Origin of the sequence: Caballeronia zhejiangensis, from assembly GCF_022879815.1 — a bacterium.
Classification (GTDB): domain Bacteria; phylum Pseudomonadota; class Gammaproteobacteria; order Burkholderiales; family Burkholderiaceae; genus Caballeronia; species Caballeronia zhejiangensis.
The window spans coordinates 721,476-745,480 of the sequence record NZ_CP084285.1 but is presented as its reverse complement, the minus strand read 5'-3'; the positions used below and the strand labels follow the sequence as shown (position 1 = coordinate 745,480).

Genomic DNA, 24,005 nt, shown 5'->3' with positions numbered 1-24,005 from the left:
CGTGAAGGTGCGGCATCGTAACACGCGTGTTCACAGCAACTTCTCGCGTACCCACGCACCGTTTTTCATCACGCCCGCGATGCGCTCGCCCTGCCCTGTCAGCACGCGAATATCCTTCAGCGGATCGCCATCGACGACGAGCAAATCCGCGTACGCGCCCGCCGCGACGACGCCGAGCTTGCCCTTCATGTTGACGATCTCCGCGCCGATGGCCGTCGCCTGACGAATCGCCTCGAACGCGCCGACGATATTCGCGCGTATCGACAACTCATCGCTCTGATACTGATGCATGTCGCCGAGCAGATCGCTCCCGAGGCCGATCTTCACGCCGCGTTCGTGCAGCATCGCGAGCGCTTCGAGACCGCGCTTGCGCACCGATTCATTCTTGTCGAGCGTGTCTTGCGCGAGGCCCATTTGCGCGCCGACCTTTGACATCGCGTCATAGGTGACGAGCGTCGGCACCGCGTAGGCGCCGTGTTCGGCCATCACGCGCGCGGCATCTTCATCGATCAGATTGCCGTGCTCGATCGTGCGCACGCCGAGCTTCACGACACGCGCAATCGCCTTCGCGGTGTACGCATGCGCCATCACATACGTCTGATGCGATTCCGCTTCTTCGACGGCGGCCTTCACTTCGTCGACGGAGAATTGCAGATTGCCGATGGGATCGGTCGGCGAAGCCACGCCGCCCGACGCCATGATCTTGATGTGATTCGCACCCGCGCGCATCTCCTCGCGCACGGCCTTGCGCATTTCGTCGACGCCGTCGACCACGCGCCCGATCGCGCCCATGTTGCGATTGCAGCCGCACGGGTCCGGATCGGCGTTGTCGAAGCGCTCGCGAAAATCGCCGTGGCCGCCCGTCTGCGAAAGCGCCTTGCCCGCGACGAACAAGCGCGGCCCCGCGATCACGCCGTCTTCGATCGCGCGCGACAGCGCATAGTCCGCGCCGCCCGCATCGCGCACGGTCGTGAAGCCGCGATCGAGCATGCCCGCGAGGATCGGCACGGCGCGCAGCACGGCGAACGTGTTCGGCAGACGGCTGTTGTTGCCGAGATGCGCGACCGATGCAATGACATGCACATGGCAATCGATCATGCCGGGCATCACCGTCTTGCCGCCGACATCGATCACTTGCGCGCCGCTCGCCTCGACCGGTTCGCGCGTGACTTCGCGGATCGTATCGCCGTCGATGACGATGGAATAGCGGCCGTCGTCGCGTTCGTGGTCGGCGTCGAGCACGCGGGCGTTCTTCAGAATCAGCATGCGTTTTCTCCGTTATTTCAGCAGGAATCCGTGCGCGAGCGGATCGCGGTCATCGACGAAAATCGTGTTGTGGCCCGTCACGCGCGCCCATCCTTCGATGGCCGGCACGATCGCATCGTATTCGCCGACGCGCGCCGCTTCCATCGGCACGCCTTCGAACAAGGTGCCGATGATGCTTTCATGCACGAAGCGCTCGCCGATCTTCAACTGCCCTTTCGCGACACGCTGCGCCATGCGCGCCGACGTGCCCGTGCCGCACGGCGAGCGGTCGATGGCTTTGTCGCCGTAGAACACCGCGTTGCGCGCGCTCGCGCCTTCCACCGTCGGCTCGCCCGTCCACATGACGTGACTGAGGCCGCGTATCGCATCGTTTTCCGGATGCACGAACGCGTACTTTTCGTTCGCCTTCTGACGCAGGATCGGACTCAGACGCTGAATGTCCGATGGCTTCAGCGCGTGCAGCCCTTCGTAGTCGCGCTGCGGCTCGACGATCGCGTAGAAGTTGCCGCCATACGCGACATCGAAACGAATCTCGCCCAGGCCCTCGACGTCGACGGACAAGTCTTGCGAATGCAGAAACGAAGGCACGTTGACGAGCTGCACCGAATCGACATGCTCGCCGTTCATCCTGTAACGCGCGATCACGAGACCGGCGGGCGTGTCGAGCCGCAGCACGCCCGGCTCGCGCGGCCGCACGAGTCCGTTTTCGATGGCCGTCGTCACCGTGCCGATGGTGCCGTGCCCGCACATCGGCAGGCATCCGCTCACTTCGATGAAGAGAATCGCGAGATCGCAGTCGGCGCGCGTCGGCGGATAGAGAATGCTGCCGGACATCACTTCGTGGCCGCGCGGCTCGAACATGAGCGCGGTGCGTATCCAGTCGAACTCGCGCAGGAAGTGCGCGCGCCGTTCGATCATGTTCGCGCCTTCGAGCGGCGGCGCGCCGCCCGCGACGACGCGCACCGGATTGCCGCATGTGTGTCCGTCGATGCAGAAGAACGTCGATTTCATTGCGCGAGCGCCCGCACGTTGGCGATCGCCTTCTCGACGATCTCGATGGTCCGCTGCCGTTCCGCGCCTTCGAGCAAGAGGCGCGGCGCTTTCACGTACTCCGGATAACCCGCCGTGATGTTCTCCGCGAGCTTGATGTACTGCACGAGCTTGACGTGCGTGTCGAGATGGAACAAGTCGATCAACGCGCGATAGAGCGCGCGCGCCTTGTCGTATTCGCCGTTGACCGCGTAATTCAGCAGATCGACGGATTCCTTCGGCATCGCGTTGGCCATGCCGGAAACCCAGCCCTTCACGCCGAGCGCGACGGATTCCACGATCAGATCGTCGACGCCGCAGAACACGACGAAGCGGTCGCCGAAGCGCGCGTAGAGATCGGTGACGCGCGTCGTGTCGTAGGTCTCTTCCTTGATCGCGACGACGTTGGGTTCATCCGCGAGTTGCGCGAGCAAGTCCGGCCGCATATCGACGCCATAGCCGCGCGGATTGTTGTAGATCATGAGCCCGAGCTTCGTCGAGCGCGCAATCGACCGATAGTATTCGACGGTCTCGCGATCGTCCGATCGATACGTGAGGCCCGGAAACACCATCAGCCCTTGCACGCCGATGGCTTCCGCGTCTTTCGCGAACTGCATCGCGTTGGCCGTGTTCAGTTCCGCCAGTCCCGAGATCACAGGCACGCGCCCGTTCACGGTTTCGACCGCGATCTTCAGCACCGTGCGCTTTTCCTCGGGCGTGAGCTGCGCGTTCTCGCCGACCATGCCCATCATCACGACGCCGCCGACACCGTTGTCGATCAGACGGTTCAGGCCGTTCACGATAGCGTCACGATCGAGCGAGCCGTCCTGCTTGAGCTTCGTCGTCACGGCGGGGAATACGCCTTTCCAGTTCACTTGCATGTTTGCTCCTCCAATTTAGAAACGTGCGATCGAGTAAGGCGTGAGCGGCACGCGCGGCGTGCGTCCCGCGAGTACATCGGCGACGAGCGCGGCGGTCGTCGCCGATTGCGTGAGGCCGAGATGACCGTGCCCGAATGCATGGACGACCGACGGCATGCGCGGCGATGCGCCGATCACCGGCAGCGAGTCGGGCGTCGCGGGGCGATGGCCCATCCATTTCACGGCATCCGTATCGTCGATGCCTTGGATGAAGCGCTTGCCCAGTTCGAGCAACGCGTCGCTGCGACGATAGTTCGGCGGCGCGTCGATGCCCGCGAACTCCGCCGCGCCGCCGATGCGCAAGCCAATATCGAGCGGCGTCGCCACGAACTTGCGCTCCGCGAAGATCACTTCGCGCGTCAGTGCGACGCCGTGCTTTGGCAGCGTCGCGTTGTAGCCGCGTTCGCTTTCGAGCAACACGCTATCGCCGATCGACCTCGCGAGCGCCGCCGACCATGCGCCCGCCGCGATCACGATGCGTCGTCCGTTGACGCGCGTGCCGTCGTCTAGCACGACGGATTCCGGCGCGTCGATGGCGCGCGCGATGCCCGTCACGAAGCGCGCGCCGAGCGCACGCACGCGCTCGCGCAATAGCGTGACGATGCGGCGCGGATCGCCGATATGCGACCAGTCGTCGAGGAACACGCCATGCCTGAAGACCGGCGCGAGCGACGGCTCGCATTCGCGCACTTGCTGCGCGCTCAACGCGTGCCAGCGCGCGCCGAGTTCGCGCTTGAAGGACCATTCGGGCTGATCGGCGGCGAAGGCTGCATCGGTTTCATAGACCGTGAGCGCGCCCCGCCGATACAGCATCGCGCTTGCGCCGATATCGTCGAACATCGGCAGGATGTCGTCGTAGACGCGGTTGTTGAGCAGCGAAAGCGCATGCGAGATCGCCCGAAAGCGCGCCGGCTCGCTCGCGCGGCGAAACGCCATGAACCACGGCAGCGCCTTCGGCACATGCTTCCAGTCGAGCGCGAGCGGCCCGAGCGGGTCCATCAGCCATTTCGCGGCCTTCGTGAACATGCCGTGCACGGCGATCGGCGTGCTCTCCGTCACCGCGATGCCGCCCGCATTGCCGTGCGATGCGCGATCGGCTTCGAAATCGCGATCGACGAGCGTCACGCGCGCGCCCTCGCGCAACGCGGCCCACGCGCACGCGAGTCCTACGATGCCCGCGCCGATCACGATGACGTCCGTCATGTCTTCACTCGCCACGTTGCGAACTCACGCGCGATTTGATGAGCTTGTCGTCGACGGCTTCGCACCATGTGTCGGCGAGCGTGAAGCCGGTCTGGAAGCGATCGGTCGGATCGACGCCGACCTGCGAGATCGCCGTGATCCACGCCTGTCCCGCGACGACGGGCACGACGGCGGGAACATCGCCTAGACGCGTCGTGGACTCGATGCGGCTTTCGAACACCGATCCGATGATCGACTCGTGCAGAAACGTCTCGCCGACATCGATCAGCCCTTTCGCGTGCATGACCGCGAGCCGCGCGGACGTGCCCGTGCCGCACGGCGAACGATCGCAGCGTCCCGGCGACACGATCACCGTGTTGCGCGATTTCAGCACGCCGTTCTCGCGCGAAATCGGGCCGACGAACTCGGTCATCGTGATGCCCTTGATGAGCGGATTGAGCGGATGCGGCGAAGGCAACTGCGCCCCCGCCGCGGCCTTGATGACTTGCCCCAGCTCGCACAGTTCGCGCGCTTCATCGGGCGTGATGCGAAAGCCGAGTTTCTCCGCATCGACGATCACATACGTCATGCCGCCATAGCCGACATCGACGGTCAAACTGCCGATGCCTTCGACCTCGATCGTCTTGTCGAGATGATTCGCGAACGCGGGCTGGTTCGTGAACTCGACCTTCGTGACCTTGCCGTTCGCGCACGAGCAGCGCAGATGGATGAGGCCCGCGGGCGCTTCGAGCACGAGTTCGGTGACGGGCTCGGTCATCGCCAAGATGCCGGTTTCGAGCAGCACGGTCGCGACGCACATCGTGTTCGAGCCGGACATCGCCGGATATTCGGTCGATTCCGCGATCACGTAGCCCATCTGCGCGCGCGGATCGGTCGCGGGCAAGATGAAGTTGACGGTCTGATTCGCCGAGCCGCGCGGCTCGAATATGCAGATGCGCCGCAAGTCGTCGCGCACTTCTTCGAGGTGCATCATCTTGTCGAACATCGTGGCGCCGGGCACGTCGAAGACGCCGCCGGTCACGACATTGCCGACTTCGCCTTCGGCGTGGCAGTTCACTACGGTAAGCGTGCGATTCCAGCGCATGTTTATTGCAGCGGCGCGTGCGCCGTCTCCTTGATGGTGGCGACCGTGATCGTCGAAAGCAACGCCGCGAGCATCACGAAATACGCGGGCGAAAGCGGCGAGCCGGTTGCCTTGATGAGCGCGATGGAGATCATCGGCGCGAAACCGCCGAACACCGCGTTGGCGATGCCGTAGCCGATCGACATCCACGTCGTGCGGATTTTCGTCGGGAAAAGTTCGGAGAGCACGGCCGGCCCCACACCCGAAAATATGCCGATGACGACGCCGCCCAGCACCTGCACCGCGCCGACGATCGCCGCCGACTTGTACGTGAGCATCAAGTGAAAGATCGGATACGGCAGCACGAGAAACGCGATGCAGCCGATCGCATAGATCGGCTTGCGGCCGAAGCGATCCGACGCCGCGCCCCAGAACGGAATCGACGCGGTCATCGCGATGAGGCCCGCCGTGTTGAGCCAAAGCGCCGTCGACGGATGCATGCCGACGTATTTCGTCGTGAACGACGGCAGATAGTTGAGCAGCACGTAGAGCGAGACCGTCCACACGATCACGAGCCCGCACGCCTGCAGACCGAGCAGCGCGGGCGCGCGGCCTTTGGTCTTCGGCGCTTCGTCGCTTGCGCTTTGATACGCGGGCGTCTCCTCGCTGCGCTTTCTGATGATCCAGCCGATCGGCCCGATCACGATCGCACCGATGATGAACGGCACGCGCCAGCCCCAATCGAGCATCGCTTGAGGCGAGAGCAGCGTCGTCATGAGCGCGGCCGCGCCCGAGCCGAGCAGCATGCCGCCGAGGGTGCTGCATTGCTGGAAGCTGCCGTAGAAGCCGCGCTTGTTCGGCGGCGCCCATTCGACGAGAAACGCGACCGCGTTGCCCAGCTCGCCGCCGACGGAAATGCCTTGCAGCATGCGCGCCGCGACGAGCAGGATCGGCGCCCATATGCCGATGGCCGCATACGACGGCAGCAGCGCCATGAAGAGCGTCGCGGCGGCCATGAGCGGCATGACGAAGGTGAGCGTCCACTTGCGACCTTTCTTGTCGCCGAGCCAGCCGAAGATGATCGCGCCGAGCGGACGCGCCGCGAAGCCCAGGCCGAATGCGCCGAATGTGCCGAGCATGGCGGCGAAGTCGTCGCCGGTGGGGAACATCACTTTGGCGATGACGGTCGCGAGGAACGCGTACGTGCCGAAATCGAACCATTCGAGGATATTGCCGACGACGGCGGCGGTGACTGCACGGCTGGTTTTCGATGAGACCCGCGGGCTGTCGCTCGCGGCATAGGGGTTCGCAACGGCATTGGCTCGGTCGGTCATGGGGGCTCCGTCGGCAGCGTTGGGTGCGGCGTGGGGGTGATTGTGCGCCCATGTCAAAATTGAATCAAGGATTTTGGATCCAAAATCGAAGCCCGCAAACCGCCGGATTTTCTGGCGACCCGTCGGCTTTCAGCGCGCCGTCTGCGCCGCGACGGTCTGCGTGACGGCCGGTGCCCCATAAAACATCTGCGCCATGGCGATATCCGTCGCGCTCAACTGTCCGTTACCGTTCCATTGCGGATTGCAGTAATTCATGATCGACGCCAGATCCCACGCGCCGATCATCGTGTCGCCGTAAGTGCCTTGCGCGGGCTCCTTGCATGTCGTCGATGGCGTGTCCGGCCGATTCTGCTCATGCGCGAATCCCAGCGCATGACCGAACTCGTGCGCGGCGATGGCGCGAACACAATACTCCTCGCGTCCGATGCAACTCGTACTCCAGTTTCTGAACGTGAAGTTGAAGACCATGCCGCCGACGACATTGTTGATCTGCGTCCCCAGACCTTGCGTATGCGGTCCCGTCTTGGCGCTATCCTCGACCGATATCCGAATGCCGTAATAGTTCGGCGCGTTGGTGCATTGCTGCCATCCCGCGAATACGACGCCCGAATGCGCCTCCCAGCTTTGCTGAACCGCGAGCTGACTCCAACTGCGTTGATTGGCGTACATGGCGAAATCGGCGTTGCTCAGATCCCAGCACACGTTGATCGGAAACTGCTTCCAGATGACCGTCGATAATGCGAAACCCTTGTTCGTCCCATTCATCTGGGCATCTTTCGCGGATGCATTCACGGCATCCGATGCGCCGTCGCCTCCGCCGCATGCGCCAAGCAGCATTGCTAACAATAATGCGAATAGGCACGCGCCGATTCGTCTCATCTTCTTCTCCTGCTGCGATAGTTTCGCTGCAAACGAGAAGTATATTTTCAAAGCAGCGGTGAAATTCGTTTGGTCATTCCATAGCATTTACGAAAGATGCGTGAAGCGCACCGTCACGACCACCCCACGATCCGGATGCTCGCGCTGCGCCAGCACGATCTGCCCGCGATGCGCCTGCACGATCTCCTTCGCAATCGCGAGTCCGAGGCCGGTTCCTTCCGTATCCGCCGATGCGCGATAAAACGGCTCGAACACGCGACTGCGCGCTTCGGCGGGAATACCGGGGCCATCGTCGATGACGGTGAGCGTCACGCGTTGCGCATCGCGCATGACGGCAACGGTCACGTGCCCGCCCGGCTGCGTATAGCGAATCGCATTCTCGACGACGTTGTACACGAGCGCCGACAACAATCCTTCATGGCCGATGATCCACGCCGATTCAACCAGCTCCGCGCCGAGATCGATCTCGCGCTTCTGCGCGAACATCGCCAGATCCTCGATCACGTCCTGCGCGATGGCGGCAAGATCCACCTTCTGCCGCGCGAGTTGCGCGTAGTCCGCGGCTTCGGCCTGCGCGAGCAGCAACAGCTTGTTGGTGAGACCGACCATCGAACGATTGCTTCGCTGCATCGCCGCGAGCGTTTCATTCAGCGACGGCTCCATCGCGCGATGCTGCCGCGCGAACTGCAATTGCGTCTCCAGCAGCGTGAGCGGCGTGCGCAACTGATGCGCCGCATCCGCGATGAAACGCCGCTGCGCCGCGACCTGAAGCCCGAGCCGCGCGATGCACTGATTGATCGCATCGACGATCGGCCGCAACTCCGTATGCAAGCGCTCCACGCGCAGCGGCTCGAGCTGCATCGGATCGCGGTCCATCACTTCTTTCTTCACCTTCAGAAGCGGCCGCAGCTCGAACGTCAGTCCGATGCAGGCGAGCGCCACGGCCAGCAACACCATCTCGATCTGCCGCACGAGCTGCGGACGCCATAGCTCTCGCACCATCGCATCGCGCGAAGCCTGCGTCTTGCCGACCGACACCAGCACGCGGCGAATCGCGCCGTTGTCGTACATCTGGCGCACGAAGCCGACGGCGCGTATCGGCTTGCCGTGGAGATCGGCGTCGTAGTAATCGGGCGCGTCGTGGCCGGCGGCGTCGCGCGTCGGGAAATCGGGCACGCCGGCGAGCAGACGGCCATCGTCGACGCTCACGTTGTAGAACACCTGATCGCCCTGCGGCGACGCGAACACTTCGAGCGCGGCCGGCGGAATATCGACGAGCAAGCGTCCGTCCGACCATTCGACCTCGCCCGCGATCATCCGCGCCGATGCAAGCAGCGTGTTCTCCTGCACGAGATCGGCGGTGTGGCGCGCGTTGTCGTAGGCGGCTTTGCCTGTCACGAACACGTAGATCGCGAGCGGCACGAGCAGCCACCATAGAAGACGGACGCGCAGGCTATTGGTCATCGTCCTTTTTGCGCAGCAGATAGCCGAGACCACGCAGCGTGACGATCGCCGCCGAACTGCCATCGAGCTTCTTGCGCAGCCGCGAGACGTAGATTTCGAGCGCGTCTTCGCTCGGGCTGTCTTCGTGCGTGAAGATCGTATCGAGCAGCGACGCCTTCGACACCGTCTTGCCGAGACGCAGGATCAGCGCTTCGAGCACGCTGCGTTCGCGCGGCGTCACGTTGAGCGGCGCGCCTTTGAGCGTGAACTGGCGCGTGTCGATATCGAACACGAGATCGCCGCACGACACCTCGTTCGCCGTCGATGAACTGCGCCGCCGGATCATCACCTTCACGCGCGCGACGAGCTCTCGCACTTCGAAAGGCTTCACCAGGTAATCGTCCGCGCCCGCGCCGAGCAACTCCACCTTCTCGTCGATGGAACCGCTCGCCGTGAGGATCATCACCGGCGTTGCGTCGCCGCGTTGACGCATGCGGCGCAGCACGTTCTTGCCGGAAAGACGCGGAAGGTTCAGGTCGAGCAGCACGACGTCGTACAGATTTGCGCGCAGGAGCTGATCGGCGGATTCGCCATCCTGCACGGTTTCGAGCGTGAACGACTCCTGTTCCAGCATCTTCGCGAGCCAGAGCGAAAGCGTCGGATTGTCTTCGATCAACAGCAGTTTCATGGTGGCGCGATTGTATTGGCTTCGACGAACGGATGAAGCATCGGGTTAACACCCATGATTTCGCATCGTCGCAGAAAGCTGGCAGAAGGTTTCGCGTTCCTATAATCGCCGCACAACTGAAAAAGCGGGCCATTCCCAACTTCACGGCCCACATTAAGGAGACTCCTGATGCGTACTCTGCGCCAGATCGCTGCTGTGTCCGGTATCGCTTTCGCCCTCGCCGCCGCTTCCGTATCCGCTCACGCCGAAAAGATTTCGATCATGGTCGGCGGCGCAACCAAGATCATCTATCTGCCCGCGAAGCTCACCGAGCAACTCGGCTATTTCAAGGACGAAGGGCTCGACGTCGAGATCCTGTCGCAACCCGCGGGCGTCGATGCCGAGAACGAATTGCTGGCCGGCGCGGTGCAAGGCGTCGTCGGCTTCTACGATCACACCATCGATCTGCAAAGCAAGGGCAAGGAAGTCCAGGCGCTCGTGATCTTCGGTCAGGTGCCGGGCGAAGTCGAATTGGTCTCGACGAAGCAGGCCGACAAGATCAAGAGCATGGCCGACGTGAAAGGCAAGACGCTCGGCGTGACCGGCCTCGGCTCGTCGACGAGCTTTCTGACGCAGTATCTCGCGCAGCGCGCGGGCGTCACGTCGAAGGAATACACGCTGCTGCCGGTGGGCGCGGACGCGAGCTTCATCGCAGCGATCAAGCAGGAGCGCATCGATGCGGGCATGACGACCGAGCCGACCGTCTCGCAGTTGCTCAAGACCGGCGAGGCGAAGGTGCTCGTCGACATGCGCACGCTCGAAGGCACGCGCGCCGCGCTCGGCGGCACGTATCCGGCGTCGAGCTTCTACGTGCAGCGCGCGTGGGCCGAAGCGCACAAGCCCGAAGCCGCGAAGCTCGCGCGCGCGTTTGCGAAGACGCTGAATTTCATCGCGACGCATAGCGCCGAAGAAATCACCGAGAAGATGCCGAAGGACTATTACGCGAAGAACAAGGACCTGTACGTGGGCGCGCTGAAAGCCTCGCTGCCGATGTTCACGAAGGACGGCAAGATGCCCGCCGACGGTCCCGAAACCGTTCTGAAGGTGCTCGCCGCGTTCAATCCGTCGGTGAAGGGCAAGCATATCGATCTCGCGCGCACGTATTCGAACGAGTACGTGTCGGGCACGGCGACCGCGTCGAAGTGAGGCTTTCACGATGAATCAATCGAATCAACCCGCGATCGAACTGCGCCACGTATCGTGCCGCTTCATCTCGCCGGACGGCAAGGCGACGGTCGCGCTGCGCGATTTCAGCATGTCGGTCGCGAAGGGCGAATTCGTCGCGATCGTCGGGCCGACCGGCTGCGGCAAATCCACGACGCTCAGCATGATTACCGGTCTGCTCAAGCCGACGACGGGCGAAGTGCGCGTGATGGGCCAGCCGGTCGATGGCATCGATCCCCGCATCGGCTTCGTCTTTCAGGCGGATGCCGTGTTTCCGTGGCGCTCGGTGCTCGACAACGTCGCAGCCGGCCCGCTGTATCGCGGCCGCTCGAAGTCCGCCGCTTACGACGAAGCGCAGTCGTGGCTGCGCCGCGTCGGTCTCGACAAGTTCGGCAAGCACTATCCGCATCAGTTGTCGGGCGGCATGCGAAAGCGCGTCGCGCTCGCGCAGACGTTCATCAACAAGCCCGAAATCCTGTTGATGGACGAGCCGTTCTCCGCGCTCGACATGCAGACGCGCACGCTGATGCAGGACGAATTGCTGCAGCTCTGGTCGGCGAATGCGGGCTCGGTCGTGTTCGTCACGCACGATCTCGAAGAAGCGATCGCGCTCGCGGATCGCGTGTTCGTGCTGACCGCGCGCCCCGCGACGCTCAAGAAGGTCTACGAGATCGACCTGCCGCGTCCGCGCATCACGTCGGAGATTCGCTATCACCCGCGCTTCATCGAAATTTCGCGCGATATCTGGCACGACCTGCGCGAAGAAGTGCAGATCGGTTGAACCTGCCTCAAAGGAACATCACTATGTCCACGCCTCAACAAACGATGCCCTCGGGCATCGATCCCGGCACGCTCGCGCAAGTCGAACGCGAAGCGCAAAAGCGCATCAGGCAGCGCAATGCGCTCGTCATCGGGCTGCGTATCGCGGTGCTCGTGTTCGTGCTCGGCGGCTGGGAACTCTCGGCGCGCCTGCACTGGATCGATCCGTTCTTCTTCTCGATGCCGTCCGCGATCTTCGATCAGATCGTCGAATGGTTCGTCGACGGCACGTCGCAAGGACCGCTGCTCACGCAAGTCTGGGTGACGCTCGAAGAGACGATTCTCGGCTTTCTGATCGGTTCGGCCGGCGGCATTTTCTGCGGCATCGTGTTGGGCCGCAACAAGCTGCTGTCGGATGTGTTCAGCATCTACATCAAGATCGCCAATTCGATTCCGCGCGTCGTGCTCGGCTCGGTGTTCGTGATCGCGCTGGGTCTCGGCATGGCGTCGAAGGTCGCGCTCGCCGTCGTGATGGTGTTTTTCGTCGTGTTCGCGAACGCGTTCCAGGGCGTGCGCGAAGCCGACCGTTACATGATCGCGAACGCGCAGATTCTCGGCGCATCGCGACGCCAGGTGACGACCTCGGTCGTGATTCCGTCGGCGCTTTCGTGGATTCTCGCGAGCCTGCACGTCAGCTTCGGCTTCGCGCTGGTCGGCGCGGTCGTCGGCGAGTTTCTCGGATCGAAGCAGGGCATCGGCTTGCTGATCTCGACCGCGCAGGGCGCGTTCAACGCGAGCGGCGTGTTCGCGGCGATGATCGTGCTCGCGGTCGTCGCGCTCGCGGCGGATTATCTGCTGACGGCGGTCGAGCAGCGTCTGTTGAAGTGGCGGCCGACGGCGAACTGACGCGTCGAATTTCAGGCTCATAAAACGACAAACCCCACGGCGCGTGGGGTTTGTCTTTTCTGGCGTTCAGCGCAGGCCGACTTCCTTCGCCCGCTTGACGTTGCAGCCCGCGTGCTCCGTATAGACCACGCGATTCTGATTGTTGTAATACACGGACCAGCGGTCGGTGCCGTGCTTCTTGAACGCGTATTCGGTGCACAGCGAATGCCACGGTCCCCAGTTTCCGTCAGGCGGGCCGAGGCTGTCCTCGACTTCCGCGCGCGTCATGCCGACCTTCACGCGGCTCATGTATTCCTGCGGATCGGGATCCTTGACGAAGGCCGAACATCCGTTCAGACCGATCAGCACCAGGGCCATGGCCACCGCGCCATACGCTTTCGATTCGAGCATCGTTTCAGCCTCGCAAAAGGTCTGAAACTAACGTCTACGGATGCGCGGAACAATCGAACTAATCCTAAAGCGTCCGGCTACGTCGCCGCACGAATTCCGCCGCGCCGATGCACGCCGCGAGCCACGCGCCGCCCGACGCGAAACCGCCGACCACATCGCCGGGAAAATGCACGCCCATCACCACGCGGCTCACGCCGATCGTCAGCACGATGAAGCACGCGAGCGCGACGATGAGCGGATCGCGGCGCGTCGGCGCGAGGCGCAGCAGCACATAGGCGCACATGCCGTAGCAGACGATCGAGCCGAACGTATGTCCGCTCGGGAACGCGAAGCTTTCGGGCAACGGCACGGTCGCGCCGGTGGGACGGTCGCGGCGCATCATCGACTTGAGCGCCTGATTGAGCAGGCCGCCCGCGCTCGTGACCGCGGCGAAATAGACAGCGAGACCGAAGCGCCGCGTCAGCAGCAGCCACGCGCACATGAGCGCCGACAGCAGCGTGAGGAACCAGGGATCGCCGAGATGCGTGAGCGCGGCGAATCCTCGCGCGGCGAATGCGGGCGTGCCGTCGCGCAGAGCGTCGACCATGCGCTGATCCGCCGATGAAAACGCCGTGCCATGCGCGATGCGCGTCGCGATGGCGATGAACACCGCCGCGCCCGTCGCGCTGACGATGCCCGCCGTAACCGCGACGGCCGCGCCGGAAGCGCGCCGTCCGCGCGCGGCGAAGGCCCACGCGACCGCTGCGAGCGCCGGGCCGGCGAAGAGCGCGATCGCGATGATCGCGGCCGCGTGGCGTTGTGCGAGCGCCGTGTATTCCATGATGTCCTGTTTTCTCCCGATCCCGATCCGTGATTACACGGCGCTCGCGGGCTCAGGACGCGGCTGCGTTGCCCTCCGCTTCGAGCGGCCGTTCCCAGCCGAACGCCTGCACGCGCGCGACGGGCTTGTCCAGGACGAGCACGCCGCAGATGCCGCCGGGCATCGGCAAGGTAAGTCCGTGCCAGTCGGCGTCTGTGTCGGCGTCTGTGTCGCCGCGCTGCGCACGCGACTTGCCGATGCGCGCCGCTTCGTCCCACATCGATTGTCTGGCGGCAGCGTCATGCGCGCCCGTCGATTCGACCGTCAAGCCAAGCCCTATTCTCGCCGATGCCACCGCGACCACGATCCAGATGCCCGAATACGCGACATCGACGTGAACCGGGCCGTCGTCATGCGGATGCGTCACGACGATGCGATCGTCCGGTTCGTCCTCGACGCCCACTTCGTGTGGCTCGCAATGGAACATGTGCGAAAGCACGAGCCGCAGCGTCGCGCGCGCGACGGAAAAGCGCCGCCCGAGCGCGGAATTCGGATGCAGCCGCGTGCGTTTTCGTTCGGCGGGACTGAGCCAGTTCCCGATATTCGATGCCGATGCGAAGCGGAATTCGCTCGGCACCAGCCACAGAAAGACTTCGCCGGGCGCGGGCGCTTCGTGGATCTGCACGCGCGATTTGGCGAGATCGTAGTAGCGCCACGCGACATCGGTGACGGGAAGCGGGGAGATGCGATCGATGGAAGACATGTGCGTCAGCGGACCCGGCGGCGCGCTCACGCCGGAATAATCCGCATTCAGAACAAACTCACATTTTGGGCGTTGGAAGCTTATGGGACGCTTATCCCGCCTACGGGTGATTCCCGAGTTGAGCTTTCATCAATCCGGTCCTCAAAAATCGTCGATTCCTCCCCGCGCGACGCCCGCCGCAGAATGCCTCACATCCACCGCAACGGTGGTTGAACTGCACACATCACGCGGACACAAGGAAGGAGTCAATGGAAAAGAATCTGTTCATCGGCGAAGGCTTCGAAGGGCCGGGCGTCAATCTCGCGCACATCAACGTGCTGGTCGGCCCGCGCAACGGCCCGGCCGGTCAGGCTTTCGCGACCGCGCTCGCGACGCCGTCCGCCGGGCACGCGCCGTTCGTCGTGATCGCGCAGCCGGGCGTGCCGACCAAGCCGCTCACGCTCTATGTCAACAAGGCGCAGATCGACGGCGATTTCCACGGCAACGCGACGTGGGGCGCATCGCAGGCGGGCATCGCGAAGGCGGTCGCCGAATCGCTCGAAAACGGCACGCTGCCGCCGGAAGCGGAGAACGACTGGGTCGTCGTGTCGGCGAACTGGGTCAATCCGAAAACCGACGATCTCGACGCCGTATTCGAGAACAACTATCGCGCGTGCCGTAACGCGATCATCGCCGCGATGGAAGGCCTGCCGCGCAAGGAAGCCGTGTTCAAGGCCGCGCGCGATGTGTCGAATCCGTTCTACACGCCGAAGAAGTAAGGAGTTTTCGACAATGGAATATGTGCGTCTCGGCCAGTCCGGCCTGAAGGTTTCGCGCCTGTGCCTCGGCACGATGAACATGGGCACGCCGCAATGGAAGCCGTGGATTTTCGATGAAGCGCAAAGCGAGCCGATCGTGAAGCACGCGCTCGACCACGGCGTGAACTTCATCGACCTGGCGGATTTCTATTCGACGGGCGTCGGCGAGGAAGTCGTCGGCCGCATTCTGAAGCGGCTCGTTGCGCGCGAGGAAGTCGTCGTGACGACGAAGGTCGGCTACGACATGGCGAGCCATCCGAACGCGGGCGGCCACTCGCGCAAGCACATCATGGACGGCATCGACGGCTCCCTGAAGCGTCTCGGCATGGACTACGTCGATATCTACATGCTGCATTACTTCGACGTGAACACGCCCGTCGAAGAAACGATGCACGCGCTCGACGACATCGTGCGCGCGGGCAAGGCGCGTTACATCGGCGTATCGACGATGTATACGTGGCAGTTCGCCAAGATCATGCAGGCGTGCGAGCGCCACGGCTGGCACAAGCCGATCAACATGCAGTTGCAGTTGAACGTCGCGTATCGCGAGGAAGAGCGCGAGATGATTCCGTACTGCATCGATCAGGGCGTCGGCGTGTCCGTGTTCAGTCCGCTCGCGCGCGGCCTGCTCACATCCGACGCAAAATCCACGCGCAACCAGACCGATTTCTTCACCGCGCAAATGTATGGCGATCGCGCGTCGCAGGACATCGCGGCATCGGTCGCGCGCGTCGCGGCGCGGCGCGGCGTGCCGGCCGCGCAGATCGCGCAGGCGTGGGTGTTGAGCCGTCCCGGGATTGCGTCCATGCTCGTCGGCGCGGATTCGCCGGCGCAATTCGACAGCGCCCTCGCCGCGCTGGACACGAAGCTCGACGACGACGAACTGCACGAGCTGGAGCGCAACTACACGCCGTGCGATCTCATCAACGACTACACGGCGGGGCGGCGCATCGCGCGCGAGGCGCGTGCGGCGCAAGGCGTGTTCGAACAAGCGATGGAGCGCGCGGCATGATCGATCTGATGCGGACGAATCACTACATCGACGGCACATGGCGCGAAAGCGCGAGCACGTATCCCGTGCGCAATCCGGCGACGGGCGAGTCCATCGCGAACGTCGCGCGCGGCGGTCGTGCCGAAGCGCAGCAGGCGATCGATGCCGCGAAGCGCGCCTTCCCCGCATGGCGCGCGCTGACCGCGAAGGAACGCAGCGCGCGCGTGAAGCGTTGGGGCGAACTGATGCTCGCCAATCGCAACACCCTCGCCGAACTGCTGACTCGCGAACAAGGCAAGCCGCTTGCCGAAGCGCTCGGTGAAGTCGCGTACGCGGCGAGTTTCTTCGAATGGTTCGCGGAAGAAGCGAAGCGCAGCTACGGCGACATCATCCCGAGTCCGAAGCCGAACGCGAAGATCGTCGTGACGCGCGAGCCGGTCGGCGTCGTCGCCGCCATCACGCCGTGGAATTTCCCGCTCGCGATGATCACGCGCAAAGCCGGTCCCGCGCTGGCCGCGGGCTGCACGATGGTGCTGAAGCCGTCCGAGGAAACGCCGCTGTCCGCGCTCGCGCTGGCGGTGCTCGCGGAGCAAGCAGGCATTCCGGCAGGCGTGTTCAACGTCGTGTCGGGCGATGCGGTCGCCATCGGCGAGACGCTGACCGCATCGCCCGATGTGCGCAAGCTCTCGTTCACCGGCTCGACGCGCGTCGGCAAGCTGCTCGCGAAGCAATCGGCGGATACCTTGAAGAAGCTGTCGCTGGAACTCGGCGGCAACGCGCCCTTCATCGTGTTCGACGACGCCGATATCGACGCCGCCGTGCAAGGCGCGATCGCGTCGAAGTTCCGCAATACCGGGCAGACGTGCGTGTGCGTGAACCGCTTCTACGTGCAGGACGGCGTCTACGATGCCTTCACGCAAACGCTGACGCGCGCGGTGCACAAGCTGCGCGTCGGCAACGGGCTCGAAGGCGAGTTCGATCAGGGGCCGCTCATCAACGAAGCCGCGCTGACGAAGGTGCAAGCCCATGTCGCCGATGCCGTGAGCAAAGGCGCGAAGGTGCTGACGGGTGGCAAGCCGCACGCGCTCGGCGGCACGTTCTACGAGCCGACGGTGCTCGCGGACGCCACGCCTTCGATGCTCATCGCCGATGAGGAAACCTTCGGTCCGGTCGCCGCGTGCTTCCGCTTCGCGACGGAAGAAGACGTCATCGCCGCTGCGAACGACACGCCGTACGGCCTTTCCGCGTACTTCTACACGCGCGATCTGGGCCGCGCGTGGCGTGTCGCGGAGGCGCTGGAGAGCGGCATGGTCGGCATCAACGAAGGCATCATCTCGACGGAAGTCGCGCCGTTCGGCGGCGTGAAGCAGTCGGGACTGGGCCGCGAAGGTTCCAAGTACGGACTCGATGAATACACGGAACTCAAGTACATGATGATGGCCGGACTCGGCCGCTGAATCATCGCCATACCGCGCATGCACGAAACATAACGCTATCGCGTGCGCGGTTTTCTTGCGGCGTCGATGCGCCGCTCCACTCGAGGTGGAGGAGATACTCTTGGACATGCAAAGCCTGAGCGCGCAGCCGCTCGCCCCGGGCGCCGCCGCGCCCTTCGATACGACGCGCAATCGCGTCGCGCTCGACGATGTGCCGCTGAACCGTTTCCACATCAAGATCGCGGGCCTCACGTTCGGCGCGCACTTCACCGAAGGTTATGCGCTCGGCACGATCGGTTACGCGCTGTCGTCGCTCAACAAACAGATTCCGCTCGACGCGTTCTGGATGGGCCTGCTCGGTTCATCCGCGCTGATCGGCATTTTTCTCGGCAGTCTCGTGTTCGGCTGGCTTTCGGACAAGCTCGGACGTCAGAAGATTTTCCTGTTGAGCTTCATCATCATCACGGCGGCCGCGTTCGCGCAGTTCTATGCGACGACGCCCGCGATGCTCGTCGGCTTGCGCGTGCTGATCGGCTTCGGCATGGGCGGCGATTTCGCGGTCGGTCATGCGATTCTCGCGGAGTTCTCGCCGCGCAAGCATCGCGGCGTGCTGCTCGGCTCGTTCAGCGTGATCTGGACGATCGGCTATGTGATCGCGAACGTGCTCGGCATGCATTACGCCGACGCGACGCCCGATGCGTGGCGCTGGCTGCTGGCCTCCGCCGGCGTGCCGGCGTTTCTGGTGCTCATCATGCGCGTGGGCACGCCGGAATCGCCGCGCTGGCTGCTCGGCAAAGGCCGCGTCGATGAGGCGATGCGCATCGTGCGCAAGCACTTCGGCCCGAACGTCACGCTCGAAGCCGATACGGGCGAGCATTTCGCGGGCAAGGGCGGCTTCGCGCGGCTCTTCAAGCCGGATCTGATTCGCCGCACGATCTTCAATTGCGCGTTTTTCGTGTGCCTCGTGATTCCGTACTTTGCGATCTACACGTTCCTGCCGAGCATTCTCACGGCGATCCGTCTGCCCGAAGGATCGGGCGCCGATCTGCTGCTCAATGGCTTTCTCGTGCTCGGTGCGCTGATCGGCATCTGGCTGACCATCAAGCTGTCGCGGCGCTCGTTCCTGATCGGGTCGTTCGCGGTGTGCTGCCTGTCGCTGTTTGCGTTGAGCGTGCTGCCGTCGTCGGCGAATGTGGGGATGATCGTTGCGTTCGGCGTCTTCACGCTGACGATGTCGGCATTCTCGAATCTCGTCGGCGTGTTTCCGCCGGAGTGCTTTCCGACCGAGGCGCGGGCGTGCGGTGTGGGACTGTCGATCGCGTGCAGCAGGTTGGGATCGGCGGTGGGGACGTTTCTTTTGCCTATCGGGATCGCGCAGGCCGGCGTGCAGATGACGATGCTCGCGCTTGCGGCGGTGTTGCTCGTCGGGATGATCGTGTCGATCGCGTGGGCGCCGGAGACGAAGCATCTGACGTTGAGTGAGGCGAGTGGGGGGTGAGGCCAAGTGCAGTAACGCGCGGCAACGGAAACGTTGCCGCGTTTCATGGCAGATTCGGAATAAACGCGTCGAGGCCGTCCGACATAGTTGTTACCTTTGAGGTGAGCGCCGAGAGGACAAGGCGCGAAGCGGGACGTTGACTCGCGTCATTGCCGACAGAGATTTTCCTGTCATTTGACAGTCTCGTCATTCTGAACATCTCGATCGTTTTCGCCATGAGCTATATCAGTTCAAACTACAAGAACTCACCCTCGGCGCGGCTGAACACTTGGGTATGCGCCCCAGGATCCGCACACGGTCCTTACGACGATGCGCCACCCGATGGTCGCACTGGCCACCCGGACTATTGCGGCGGATGCGTCTCCTATGTCAAGCAAGTATGTCCGTCGCTGCCGGCCACGATTGCATGGAAAAAAGGAGCTGCTGTTAAAAACAACCCGCACATCGTTGAGGGGACCGTCATCGCCACATTCGACAATCACCGACACTTCCACGGGCACGCTGCAATCTATGTCAGTCAGAGTCCCGTCGGCGTAACGGTATATGACCAATACGCGCATCCGCCCAAGCCCATTGGACCGCGCATCTTGCGCTGGGGCCAAGGCTCCGACGTCAACAACGGAGACAAATTCTATGTCGTCGAGTAAGACGCTCGCCTGTCTGACGACATTGCTCCTCGCCGCAAGCGTCAGCGGACTCGCGAAGGCGGAAGCGATCGCGTGTCCTGCGTTGCCGGGCACGCATCTCCAATACGTCGCGGCCTTCGACGGAAAGCCGGAAGAACACGTCCGGCTCATTGCGGATCATGGCGATGCCAAGCGGGGCTATTGGAAACTCGGCTACGTCTACGATCACGGCCGCTCGGTGACCGTTCAGTGCGTCTACGCCAACAAGGAAACGCGGGACTTCACCCTTGAGAAGCGAGTCGATGAGTGCCGATATCGGATCGACGAGCCAGGATCCGCCGAACTCGATTGCACGTAACGCGAAGGCGAAGGCCGCGCACTCAATCCCGCGCCGCCTTCGCTCCCTCCCCGCGCAGCCATTCCGCGAACGCCTGCACGGAATCCGACCCGGCGAACGAAGGCGCGATATCCAGCCAATATCCGTAAGGCCCTGTCGACTCCACCGGCGACAGCAGAACGAGCGACCCGTCATGCAGTTCATCCGCGATCATGTTGCGATCGACGACCGCCAGCCCCGATCCCGCGCGCGCCGCGTGAATCGCCTGATCGAGTGTCGAGAACTCGATGCCGTTCTCGCCGAACGCGCGCGGCAAACCGGCGGCATCGAGCCAGTTGGGCCAGAGCGTGAGCCGCGCATCGTTGTGCAGCACATGCAGCGCGGGCAGCCGCTTCAGCAGCGCTTCGACCGGCTGCCCCGCCAACTTCATCGCGCCGACGAGCACATGCCGCTCGATGAACAGCAGCTCCGACCGATGATCCGCCCGCGCCTCGTATCCGAAGCGAATGCTGCACTGACGGTCTTCGACGGCATCGGTGCGAACGGAGAGATCGATGTCGGGCACGGCGTCCATTAGCGAACCCAGTCGCGGCGAGAGCCAGCGCGTCGCGAAAGTCGGCGGCGCGATCACGGTCAGACGCTTGCGCTCGCTGCGTTGCACGTTGGAAAGCGAACGCGTGACGCGCTCGATCGAATCGAACGCCTCCGACAGGCAAGCAAGCAATTCCGCGCCCTGTTTCGTAAGCCGGATGCCCTTGTGATCGCGATCGAAAAGCTTCGTGCCGAGCGCATCTTCGAGCAGGCGAATTTGACGGCTGACCGCGCCCGGCGTCACGCACAACGCCGCCGCCGACTTGTTGAAGCTCATGTGGCGCGCGCTTTCCTCGAAAAAGCGCAACGCGGTCAGAGATGGCAAGCGCCGCACGGTCGGCTCCCTCAGACGAACGCGCTACGCTTGCCGCCGAGCGCCTGCGTCTGTTTCCCAATCTCGCCGCGCAGCCATTCACGAAACAGCGCGACTTGCGGCGCGTCGTCCTGGCCGGTGCGCGTCACAAGCCAGTAAGACTGATGCCCGTCCACTTCGACATCGACGATCGGCACGAGCGTCCCCTGCCGCAACTCGTGCCCGATCATGTGGCGATCGGCGATGGTGACGCCGAGGCCGTCGGTGGCCGCGCGAATCGCGTTGTCGAGCAGATCGAACTCGTAGCCGCCGCGTGTATCGACATTGTCGATGTTCGCCGCCTTGAGCCAGTGCTGCCACGTCAGATAGCGCTGATCGCTCGCCGCCAGCACATGCAGCAGCGTGAACGCGTTCAGATCGATGCCGGTCGTATCGCACTCGGCGAGCAGCGCGGGCGAGCACACGGCGATATGCCGCTCGTTCATCAGCAACTCATTGTCGAGGCCGTCCCATTCGCCATTGCCGAAGCGGATGGCGCAGTCGAGTGCGCCCGATTCGACGAGATCGTCCTTCAGGCGCGTAGTCAGCGTGATTTCGAGTTCCGGCGCGGCGGCGCGCAGCGATTGCAGCCGCGGCATCAGCCAGCGGCGCGCGAAGGTAGGCGGCGCATTGACGCGCAAGCGCGTCAGATGAGTCTTTTCCTGAATGCTGCGCACCGTGAGTTCGATGCGATCGAACGACATTCTGAGCGCCTGCAGCAAGAGCCGCCCCGTCGCCGACAACTCCAGATAATGATGGCGGCGCAACAGCAGCGGTTCGCCGAGCTGCGTTTCGAGCTGACGCACCTGCCGGCTCACCGCGCTTTGCGTCACATGCAGCATTTCCGCCGCGCGCGTGAAGCTGCCGGTGTGCCCGGCGACTTCGAAAGCCCTGAGCGCATTCAGGGCAGGCATTTTTCGCTTCAATTCCGTCTCCTCTTCCTGGCGTTCGACGGGCGCATTGAACACGTATCCGCGCCGGAACGTATCGCTCTTGGGCGACATTTTACGAATCGAGGCAAATTATGCCGCTTCGGGGCGCGAAGACGTTTCATGTCTCGCGCCCGCGTGCATCACGCGATCGCGGCAGGCTCCGCAGGCGCCGACACCTGTTCGATGACCGTGCGGGCATCGTCGAGAATCATGTCCGCGCCTTTCTCCGCGACCATCATCACCGGCGCGTTGAGATTGCCCGACGTGATGTTCGGAAAGATCGACGCATCGACGATGCGCAGGCCTTGCATGCCATGCACGCGCAGGCGCTCGTCGACGACCGAGGTGCGCGCGTCCGGTCCCATCGCGCAGGAACCGCACAGGTGATAGATCGAGCCCGACTGCTCGCGGAAATACTCGAGCATGTCGGCATCGCTTTCGACTTGCGGTCCCGGCGAAATCTCTTCCGCCGTAATCGCCTGCAGCGCGGCCGAACTCATGATCTTGCGCACGAGCTTGCTGCCCTGCACCGCTTCGCGGATGTCCTTCGGCGTCGTCAGCGCGTTGATGCTGATCTTCGCGGCATCTTCCACGCGGTTCGAAGCGATTTCGATCGATCCGCGGCTCGTCGGACGGCACGGATTGAAGCACAGCAGGAAGCCCGAATACGGCTCGGGTTCGAGCTGCGCCTTGCTGCTCTTCGGAATCCGATAGGAAAGCGGATTGAAATAGAGCTGCAGGTTCGGCTCTTTCTCGTCGTCATCGCCTTTGAAGAAGCCGCCCGACTGGTTCACGCTCATCGAGAGCGGGCCCTTGCGCGATGTCAGATACCGCATCGCCGCCTTGACCTTGCCGAAGAGCGAGGAGAGTTCGTCGTTCAGCGTCGGCACCGTCGCGCGATAGTAGAAGCTCACGCACAAGTGATCCTGCAGATTCTTGCCGACCGCCGGCAACTCGTGCACGACCGGAATGCCGTGGTTCGCGAGCAGCGCCGCGTCGCCGAGACCGGAAAGCTGCATGAGCTTCGGCGTATCGACCGCGCCCGCCGACAGAATCACCTCGCGCTTCGCACGGAACTGCAGCGATTCGCCGTTGCGCGTGGCGATGACGCCGGTCGCGCGCTTGCCGTCGAACGTCACGCGACTCACGCTGACATTGCGCTCCACGCGCAGATTCTTGCGCCCGAGCACCGGATGCAGATACTCGAAGCTGCTCGACGAACGCTCGCCATTGCGCGCGTTGATGTCATACACGGTCGCGCCTTCGTAATCGGGGCCGTTGATGTCGCCGGTCACGGGAAAGCCCGCTTGCCGCGCGCCTTCGAGGAACGTGCCGCAGATCGCGTGCGCGCCCTCTTTCATCGACGAAATGCTGATCTTGCCGTTCGCGCCGTGATACGGCGTGTCGCCGGCCCAGTGCGATTCGAGGCGGCGGAAATACGGCAGCACGTCCCGATAGCCCCAGCCCGCGTTGCCGGCGCGCGCCCAGTCGTCGAAATCGTGCGGCTGGCCGCGCACGTAGATCATCGCGTTGATCGAGCCGGAGCCGCCCTGCACCTTGCCGCGCGGGCAATACAGCGAGCGGTCCTTCAGTTGCGCTTCCGGCTCGCTGTAGTACATCCAGTTGTATTGCGGGTTGTAGTAGGTCTTCGTGAAGCCGACCGGCACCTTGAACCAGAACGAATCGTCCTTGCCGCCCGCTTCGAGCAGCAGCACCGAATGCTCGCCGGACTCGGTGAGACGATTGGCGAGCACGCAGCCCGCCGATCCCGCACCCACGATGATGTAATCGAATTCCATG

24 protein-coding genes are annotated in these 24,005 nt (G+C 63.6%); 9 read left to right on the top strand and 15 right to left on the bottom strand.

Annotation, left to right across the window (positions count from 1 at the left end; translation table 11 throughout):
* Nucleotides 1–30: 30 nt before the first annotated feature.
* The 9 genes from LDZ23_RS24565 to LDZ23_RS24525 form a co-directional block, all read right to left on the bottom strand.
* A complete protein-coding gene (locus tag LDZ23_RS24565; protein ID WP_008347310.1) occupies nucleotides 31–1,266 on the bottom strand; it encodes a metal-dependent hydrolase family protein in 1,236 nt (411 codons plus the stop codon).
* Nucleotides 1,267–1,278: 12 nt separating this feature from the next.
* Nucleotides 1,279–2,277, bottom strand: a complete 999-nt coding sequence (locus LDZ23_RS24560; protein ID WP_008347309.1) for a 4-hydroxyproline epimerase — start codon at nucleotides 2,275–2,277, stop codon at nucleotides 1,279–1,281.
* On the bottom strand, nucleotides 2,274–3,176 hold the full coding sequence (locus tag LDZ23_RS24555; protein ID WP_008347307.1) for a dihydrodipicolinate synthase family protein: 903 nt from the start codon (nucleotides 3,174–3,176) through the stop codon (nucleotides 2,274–2,276). The genes LDZ23_RS24560 and LDZ23_RS24555 overlap by 4 nt, the downstream gene beginning before the upstream one ends.
* A gap of 15 nt (nucleotides 3,177–3,191) precedes the next feature.
* Nucleotides 3,192–4,418, bottom strand: a complete 1,227-nt coding sequence (locus LDZ23_RS24550; RefSeq protein WP_244808247.1) for an NAD(P)/FAD-dependent oxidoreductase — start codon at nucleotides 4,416–4,418, stop codon at nucleotides 3,192–3,194.
* A gap of 4 nt (nucleotides 4,419–4,422) precedes the next feature.
* The gene (locus tag LDZ23_RS24545; RefSeq protein ID WP_008347303.1) at nucleotides 4,423–5,502 is read right to left on the bottom strand and encodes a proline racemase family protein; all 1,080 of its coding nucleotides are present in this window, start codon (nucleotides 5,500–5,502) and stop codon (nucleotides 4,423–4,425) included.
* A 2-nt stretch (nucleotides 5,503–5,504) separates the two neighbouring features.
* Nucleotides 5,505–6,815 (bottom strand): MFS transporter, encoded by a 1,311-nt coding sequence (locus tag LDZ23_RS24540; protein WP_008347300.1) that lies wholly within the window; start codon nucleotides 6,813–6,815, stop codon nucleotides 5,505–5,507.
* A gap of 129 nt (nucleotides 6,816–6,944) precedes the next feature.
* Complete coding sequence (locus LDZ23_RS24535; protein ID WP_235366164.1) at nucleotides 6,945–7,580, bottom strand: M12 family metallopeptidase; 636 nt, start codon at nucleotides 7,578–7,580, stop codon at nucleotides 6,945–6,947.
* Between the two features lie 201 nt (nucleotides 7,581–7,781).
* Complete coding sequence (locus LDZ23_RS24530; protein WP_008347296.1) at nucleotides 7,782–9,158, bottom strand: sensor histidine kinase; 1,377 nt, start codon at nucleotides 9,156–9,158, stop codon at nucleotides 7,782–7,784.
* The gene (locus LDZ23_RS24525) at nucleotides 9,148–9,825 is read right to left on the bottom strand and encodes a response regulator transcription factor (protein ID WP_008347294.1); all 678 of its coding nucleotides are present in this window, start codon (nucleotides 9,823–9,825) and stop codon (nucleotides 9,148–9,150) included. Before LDZ23_RS24525 ends, LDZ23_RS24530 begins: the two co-directional genes overlap by 11 nt.
* A gap of 168 nt (nucleotides 9,826–9,993) precedes the next feature.
* Between LDZ23_RS24525 and LDZ23_RS24520 the strand changes: the two genes are divergently transcribed.
* The 3 genes from LDZ23_RS24520 to LDZ23_RS24510 are packed head-to-tail and all read left to right on the top strand — an operon-like array spanning nucleotide 9,994 to nucleotide 12,693.
* Nucleotides 9,994–11,010 carry an ABC transporter substrate-binding protein gene (locus tag LDZ23_RS24520; protein WP_008347292.1) on the top strand — a complete coding sequence of 339 codons (1,017 nt, stop codon included), beginning with the start codon at nucleotides 9,994–9,996 and terminating at the stop codon, nucleotides 11,008–11,010.
* 10 nt (nucleotides 11,011–11,020) lie between these two features.
* The gene (locus LDZ23_RS24515) at nucleotides 11,021–11,809 is read left to right on the top strand and encodes an ABC transporter ATP-binding protein (RefSeq protein ID WP_008347290.1); all 789 of its coding nucleotides are present in this window, start codon (nucleotides 11,021–11,023) and stop codon (nucleotides 11,807–11,809) included.
* A gap of 23 nt (nucleotides 11,810–11,832) precedes the next feature.
* Nucleotides 11,833–12,693, top strand: coding sequence for an ABC transporter permease (locus tag LDZ23_RS24510; protein ID WP_008347288.1), 861 nt, complete (start codon nucleotides 11,833–11,835; stop codon nucleotides 12,691–12,693).
* A 66-nt stretch (nucleotides 12,694–12,759) separates the two neighbouring features.
* Here the strand turns inward: LDZ23_RS24510 and LDZ23_RS24505 are convergent, their stop codons facing one another.
* The 3 genes from LDZ23_RS24505 to LDZ23_RS24495 all read right to left on the bottom strand — a co-directional run bounded on the left by LDZ23_RS24505 (nucleotide 12,760) and on the right by LDZ23_RS24495 (nucleotide 14,645).
* Nucleotides 12,760–13,083, bottom strand: coding sequence for an outer membrane protein assembly factor BamE (locus tag LDZ23_RS24505; protein WP_008347287.1), 324 nt, complete (start codon nucleotides 13,081–13,083; stop codon nucleotides 12,760–12,762).
* A gap of 64 nt (nucleotides 13,084–13,147) precedes the next feature.
* The gene (locus LDZ23_RS24500) at nucleotides 13,148–13,903 is read right to left on the bottom strand and encodes a phosphatase PAP2 family protein (protein WP_008347285.1); all 756 of its coding nucleotides are present in this window, start codon (nucleotides 13,901–13,903) and stop codon (nucleotides 13,148–13,150) included.
* Nucleotides 13,904–13,955: 52 nt separating this feature from the next.
* Entirely contained in the window at nucleotides 13,956–14,645 is a 690-nt protein-coding gene (locus LDZ23_RS24495; RefSeq protein WP_085955306.1) for a 4'-phosphopantetheinyl transferase family protein, read from the bottom strand.
* Between the two features lie 248 nt (nucleotides 14,646–14,893).
* On the opposite strand from LDZ23_RS24495, the gene fae reads away from it, so the two are divergent.
* The 6 genes from fae to LDZ23_RS24465 all read left to right on the top strand — a co-directional run bounded on the left by fae (nucleotide 14,894) and on the right by LDZ23_RS24465 (nucleotide 20,351).
* The gene (fae, locus tag LDZ23_RS24490) at nucleotides 14,894–15,403 is read left to right on the top strand and encodes a formaldehyde-activating enzyme (RefSeq protein WP_008347281.1); all 510 of its coding nucleotides are present in this window, start codon (nucleotides 14,894–14,896) and stop codon (nucleotides 15,401–15,403) included.
* 13 nt (nucleotides 15,404–15,416) lie between these two features.
* Complete coding sequence (locus LDZ23_RS24485; protein ID WP_008347280.1) at nucleotides 15,417–16,454, top strand: aldo/keto reductase; 1,038 nt, start codon at nucleotides 15,417–15,419, stop codon at nucleotides 16,452–16,454.
* Entirely contained in the window at nucleotides 16,451–17,890 is a 1,440-nt protein-coding gene (locus LDZ23_RS24480) for an NAD-dependent succinate-semialdehyde dehydrogenase (protein ID WP_008347278.1), read from the top strand. Before LDZ23_RS24485 ends, LDZ23_RS24480 begins: the two co-directional genes overlap by 4 nt.
* Nucleotides 17,891–17,996: 106 nt before the next feature.
* The gene (locus tag LDZ23_RS24475) at nucleotides 17,997–19,367 is read left to right on the top strand and encodes an MFS transporter (protein WP_008347276.1); all 1,371 of its coding nucleotides are present in this window, start codon (nucleotides 17,997–17,999) and stop codon (nucleotides 19,365–19,367) included.
* Between the two features lie 215 nt (nucleotides 19,368–19,582).
* Nucleotides 19,583–20,014 carry a BPSL0067 family protein gene (locus tag LDZ23_RS24470; protein ID WP_075583513.1) on the top strand — a complete coding sequence of 144 codons (432 nt, stop codon included), beginning with the start codon at nucleotides 19,583–19,585 and terminating at the stop codon, nucleotides 20,012–20,014.
* The gene (locus tag LDZ23_RS24465; RefSeq protein ID WP_008347274.1) at nucleotides 20,001–20,351 is read left to right on the top strand and encodes an STY0301 family protein; all 351 of its coding nucleotides are present in this window, start codon (nucleotides 20,001–20,003) and stop codon (nucleotides 20,349–20,351) included. Before LDZ23_RS24470 ends, LDZ23_RS24465 begins: the two co-directional genes overlap by 14 nt.
* A 22-nt stretch (nucleotides 20,352–20,373) precedes the next feature.
* Here LDZ23_RS24465 and LDZ23_RS24460 read toward each other — a convergent pair whose 3' ends face one another.
* From LDZ23_RS24460 to LDZ23_RS24450, 3 genes are all read right to left on the bottom strand, one after another.
* Complete coding sequence (locus LDZ23_RS24460; protein WP_008347272.1) at nucleotides 20,374–21,255, bottom strand: LysR substrate-binding domain-containing protein; 882 nt, start codon at nucleotides 21,253–21,255, stop codon at nucleotides 20,374–20,376.
* An 11-nt stretch (nucleotides 21,256–21,266) separates the two neighbouring features.
* On the bottom strand, nucleotides 21,267–22,187 hold the full coding sequence (locus LDZ23_RS24455) for a LysR substrate-binding domain-containing protein (protein ID WP_033535896.1): 921 nt from the start codon (nucleotides 22,185–22,187) through the stop codon (nucleotides 21,267–21,269).
* A gap of 158 nt (nucleotides 22,188–22,345) precedes the next feature.
* Nucleotides 22,346–24,004 carry a GMC family oxidoreductase gene (locus LDZ23_RS24450; RefSeq protein ID WP_008347269.1) on the bottom strand — a complete coding sequence of 553 codons (1,659 nt, stop codon included), beginning with the start codon at nucleotides 24,002–24,004 and terminating at the stop codon, nucleotides 22,346–22,348.
* Nucleotide 24,005 lies beyond the last annotated feature (1 nt).

Excerpts from the sequence above, each read along its gene's own strand:
- LDZ23_RS24510 (WP_008347288.1), top strand. The coding sequence starts at position 11,833 with ATGTCCACGCCTCAACAAACGATGCCCTCGGGCATCGATCCCGGCACG.
- LDZ23_RS24520 (WP_008347292.1), top strand. The coding sequence starts at position 9,994 with ATGCGTACTCTGCGCCAGATCGCTGCTGTGTCCGGTATCGCTTTCGCC.
- LDZ23_RS24500 (WP_008347285.1), bottom strand. The coding sequence starts at position 13,903 with ATGGAATACACGGCGCTCGCACAACGCCACGCGGCCGCGATCATCGCG.
- LDZ23_RS24475 (WP_008347276.1), top strand. The coding sequence starts at position 17,997 with ATGCAAAGCCTGAGCGCGCAGCCGCTCGCCCCGGGCGCCGCCGCGCCC.
- LDZ23_RS24485 (WP_008347280.1), top strand. The coding sequence starts at position 15,417 with ATGGAATATGTGCGTCTCGGCCAGTCCGGCCTGAAGGTTTCGCGCCTG.
- LDZ23_RS24555 (WP_008347307.1), bottom strand. The coding sequence starts at position 3,176 with ATGCAAGTGAACTGGAAAGGCGTATTCCCCGCCGTGACGACGAAGCTC.
- LDZ23_RS24455 (WP_033535896.1), bottom strand. The coding sequence starts at position 22,187 with ATGCCTGCCCTGAATGCGCTCAGGGCTTTCGAAGTCGCCGGGCACACC.
- LDZ23_RS24550 (WP_244808247.1), bottom strand. The coding sequence starts at position 4,418 with ATGACGGACGTCATCGTGATCGGCGCGGGCATCGTAGGACTCGCGTGC.
- LDZ23_RS24560 (WP_008347309.1), bottom strand. The coding sequence starts at position 2,277 with ATGAAATCGACGTTCTTCTGCATCGACGGACACACATGCGGCAATCCG.
- LDZ23_RS24470 (WP_075583513.1), top strand. The coding sequence starts at position 19,583 with ATGAGCTATATCAGTTCAAACTACAAGAACTCACCCTCGGCGCGGCTG.
- LDZ23_RS24515 (WP_008347290.1), top strand. The coding sequence starts at position 11,021 with ATGAATCAATCGAATCAACCCGCGATCGAACTGCGCCACGTATCGTGC.
- LDZ23_RS24545 (WP_008347303.1), bottom strand. The coding sequence starts at position 5,502 with ATGCGCTGGAATCGCACGCTTACCGTAGTGAACTGCCACGCCGAAGGC.
- LDZ23_RS24495 (WP_085955306.1), bottom strand. The coding sequence starts at position 14,645 with ATGTCTTCCATCGATCGCATCTCCCCGCTTCCCGTCACCGATGTCGCG.
- LDZ23_RS24565 (WP_008347310.1), bottom strand. The coding sequence starts at position 1,266 with ATGCTGATTCTGAAGAACGCCCGCGTGCTCGACGCCGACCACGAACGC.
- LDZ23_RS24530 (WP_008347296.1), bottom strand. The coding sequence starts at position 9,158 with ATGACCAATAGCCTGCGCGTCCGTCTTCTATGGTGGCTGCTCGTGCCG.
- LDZ23_RS24505 (WP_008347287.1), bottom strand. The coding sequence starts at position 13,083 with ATGCTCGAATCGAAAGCGTATGGCGCGGTGGCCATGGCCCTGGTGCTG.
- fae (WP_008347281.1), top strand. The coding sequence starts at position 14,894 with ATGGAAAAGAATCTGTTCATCGGCGAAGGCTTCGAAGGGCCGGGCGTC.
- LDZ23_RS24535 (WP_235366164.1), bottom strand. The coding sequence starts at position 7,580 with ATGAATGGGACGAACAAGGGTTTCGCATTATCGACGGTCATCTGGAAG.
- LDZ23_RS24465 (WP_008347274.1), top strand. The coding sequence starts at position 20,001 with ATGTCGTCGAGTAAGACGCTCGCCTGTCTGACGACATTGCTCCTCGCC.
- LDZ23_RS24480 (WP_008347278.1), top strand. The coding sequence starts at position 16,451 with ATGATCGATCTGATGCGGACGAATCACTACATCGACGGCACATGGCGC.
- LDZ23_RS24450 (WP_008347269.1), bottom strand. The coding sequence starts at position 24,004 with ATGGAATTCGATTACATCATCGTGGGTGCGGGATCGGCGGGCTGCGTG.
- LDZ23_RS24525 (WP_008347294.1), bottom strand. The coding sequence starts at position 9,825 with ATGAAACTGCTGTTGATCGAAGACAATCCGACGCTTTCGCTCTGGCTC.
- LDZ23_RS24540 (WP_008347300.1), bottom strand. The coding sequence starts at position 6,815 with ATGACCGACCGAGCCAATGCCGTTGCGAACCCCTATGCCGCGAGCGAC.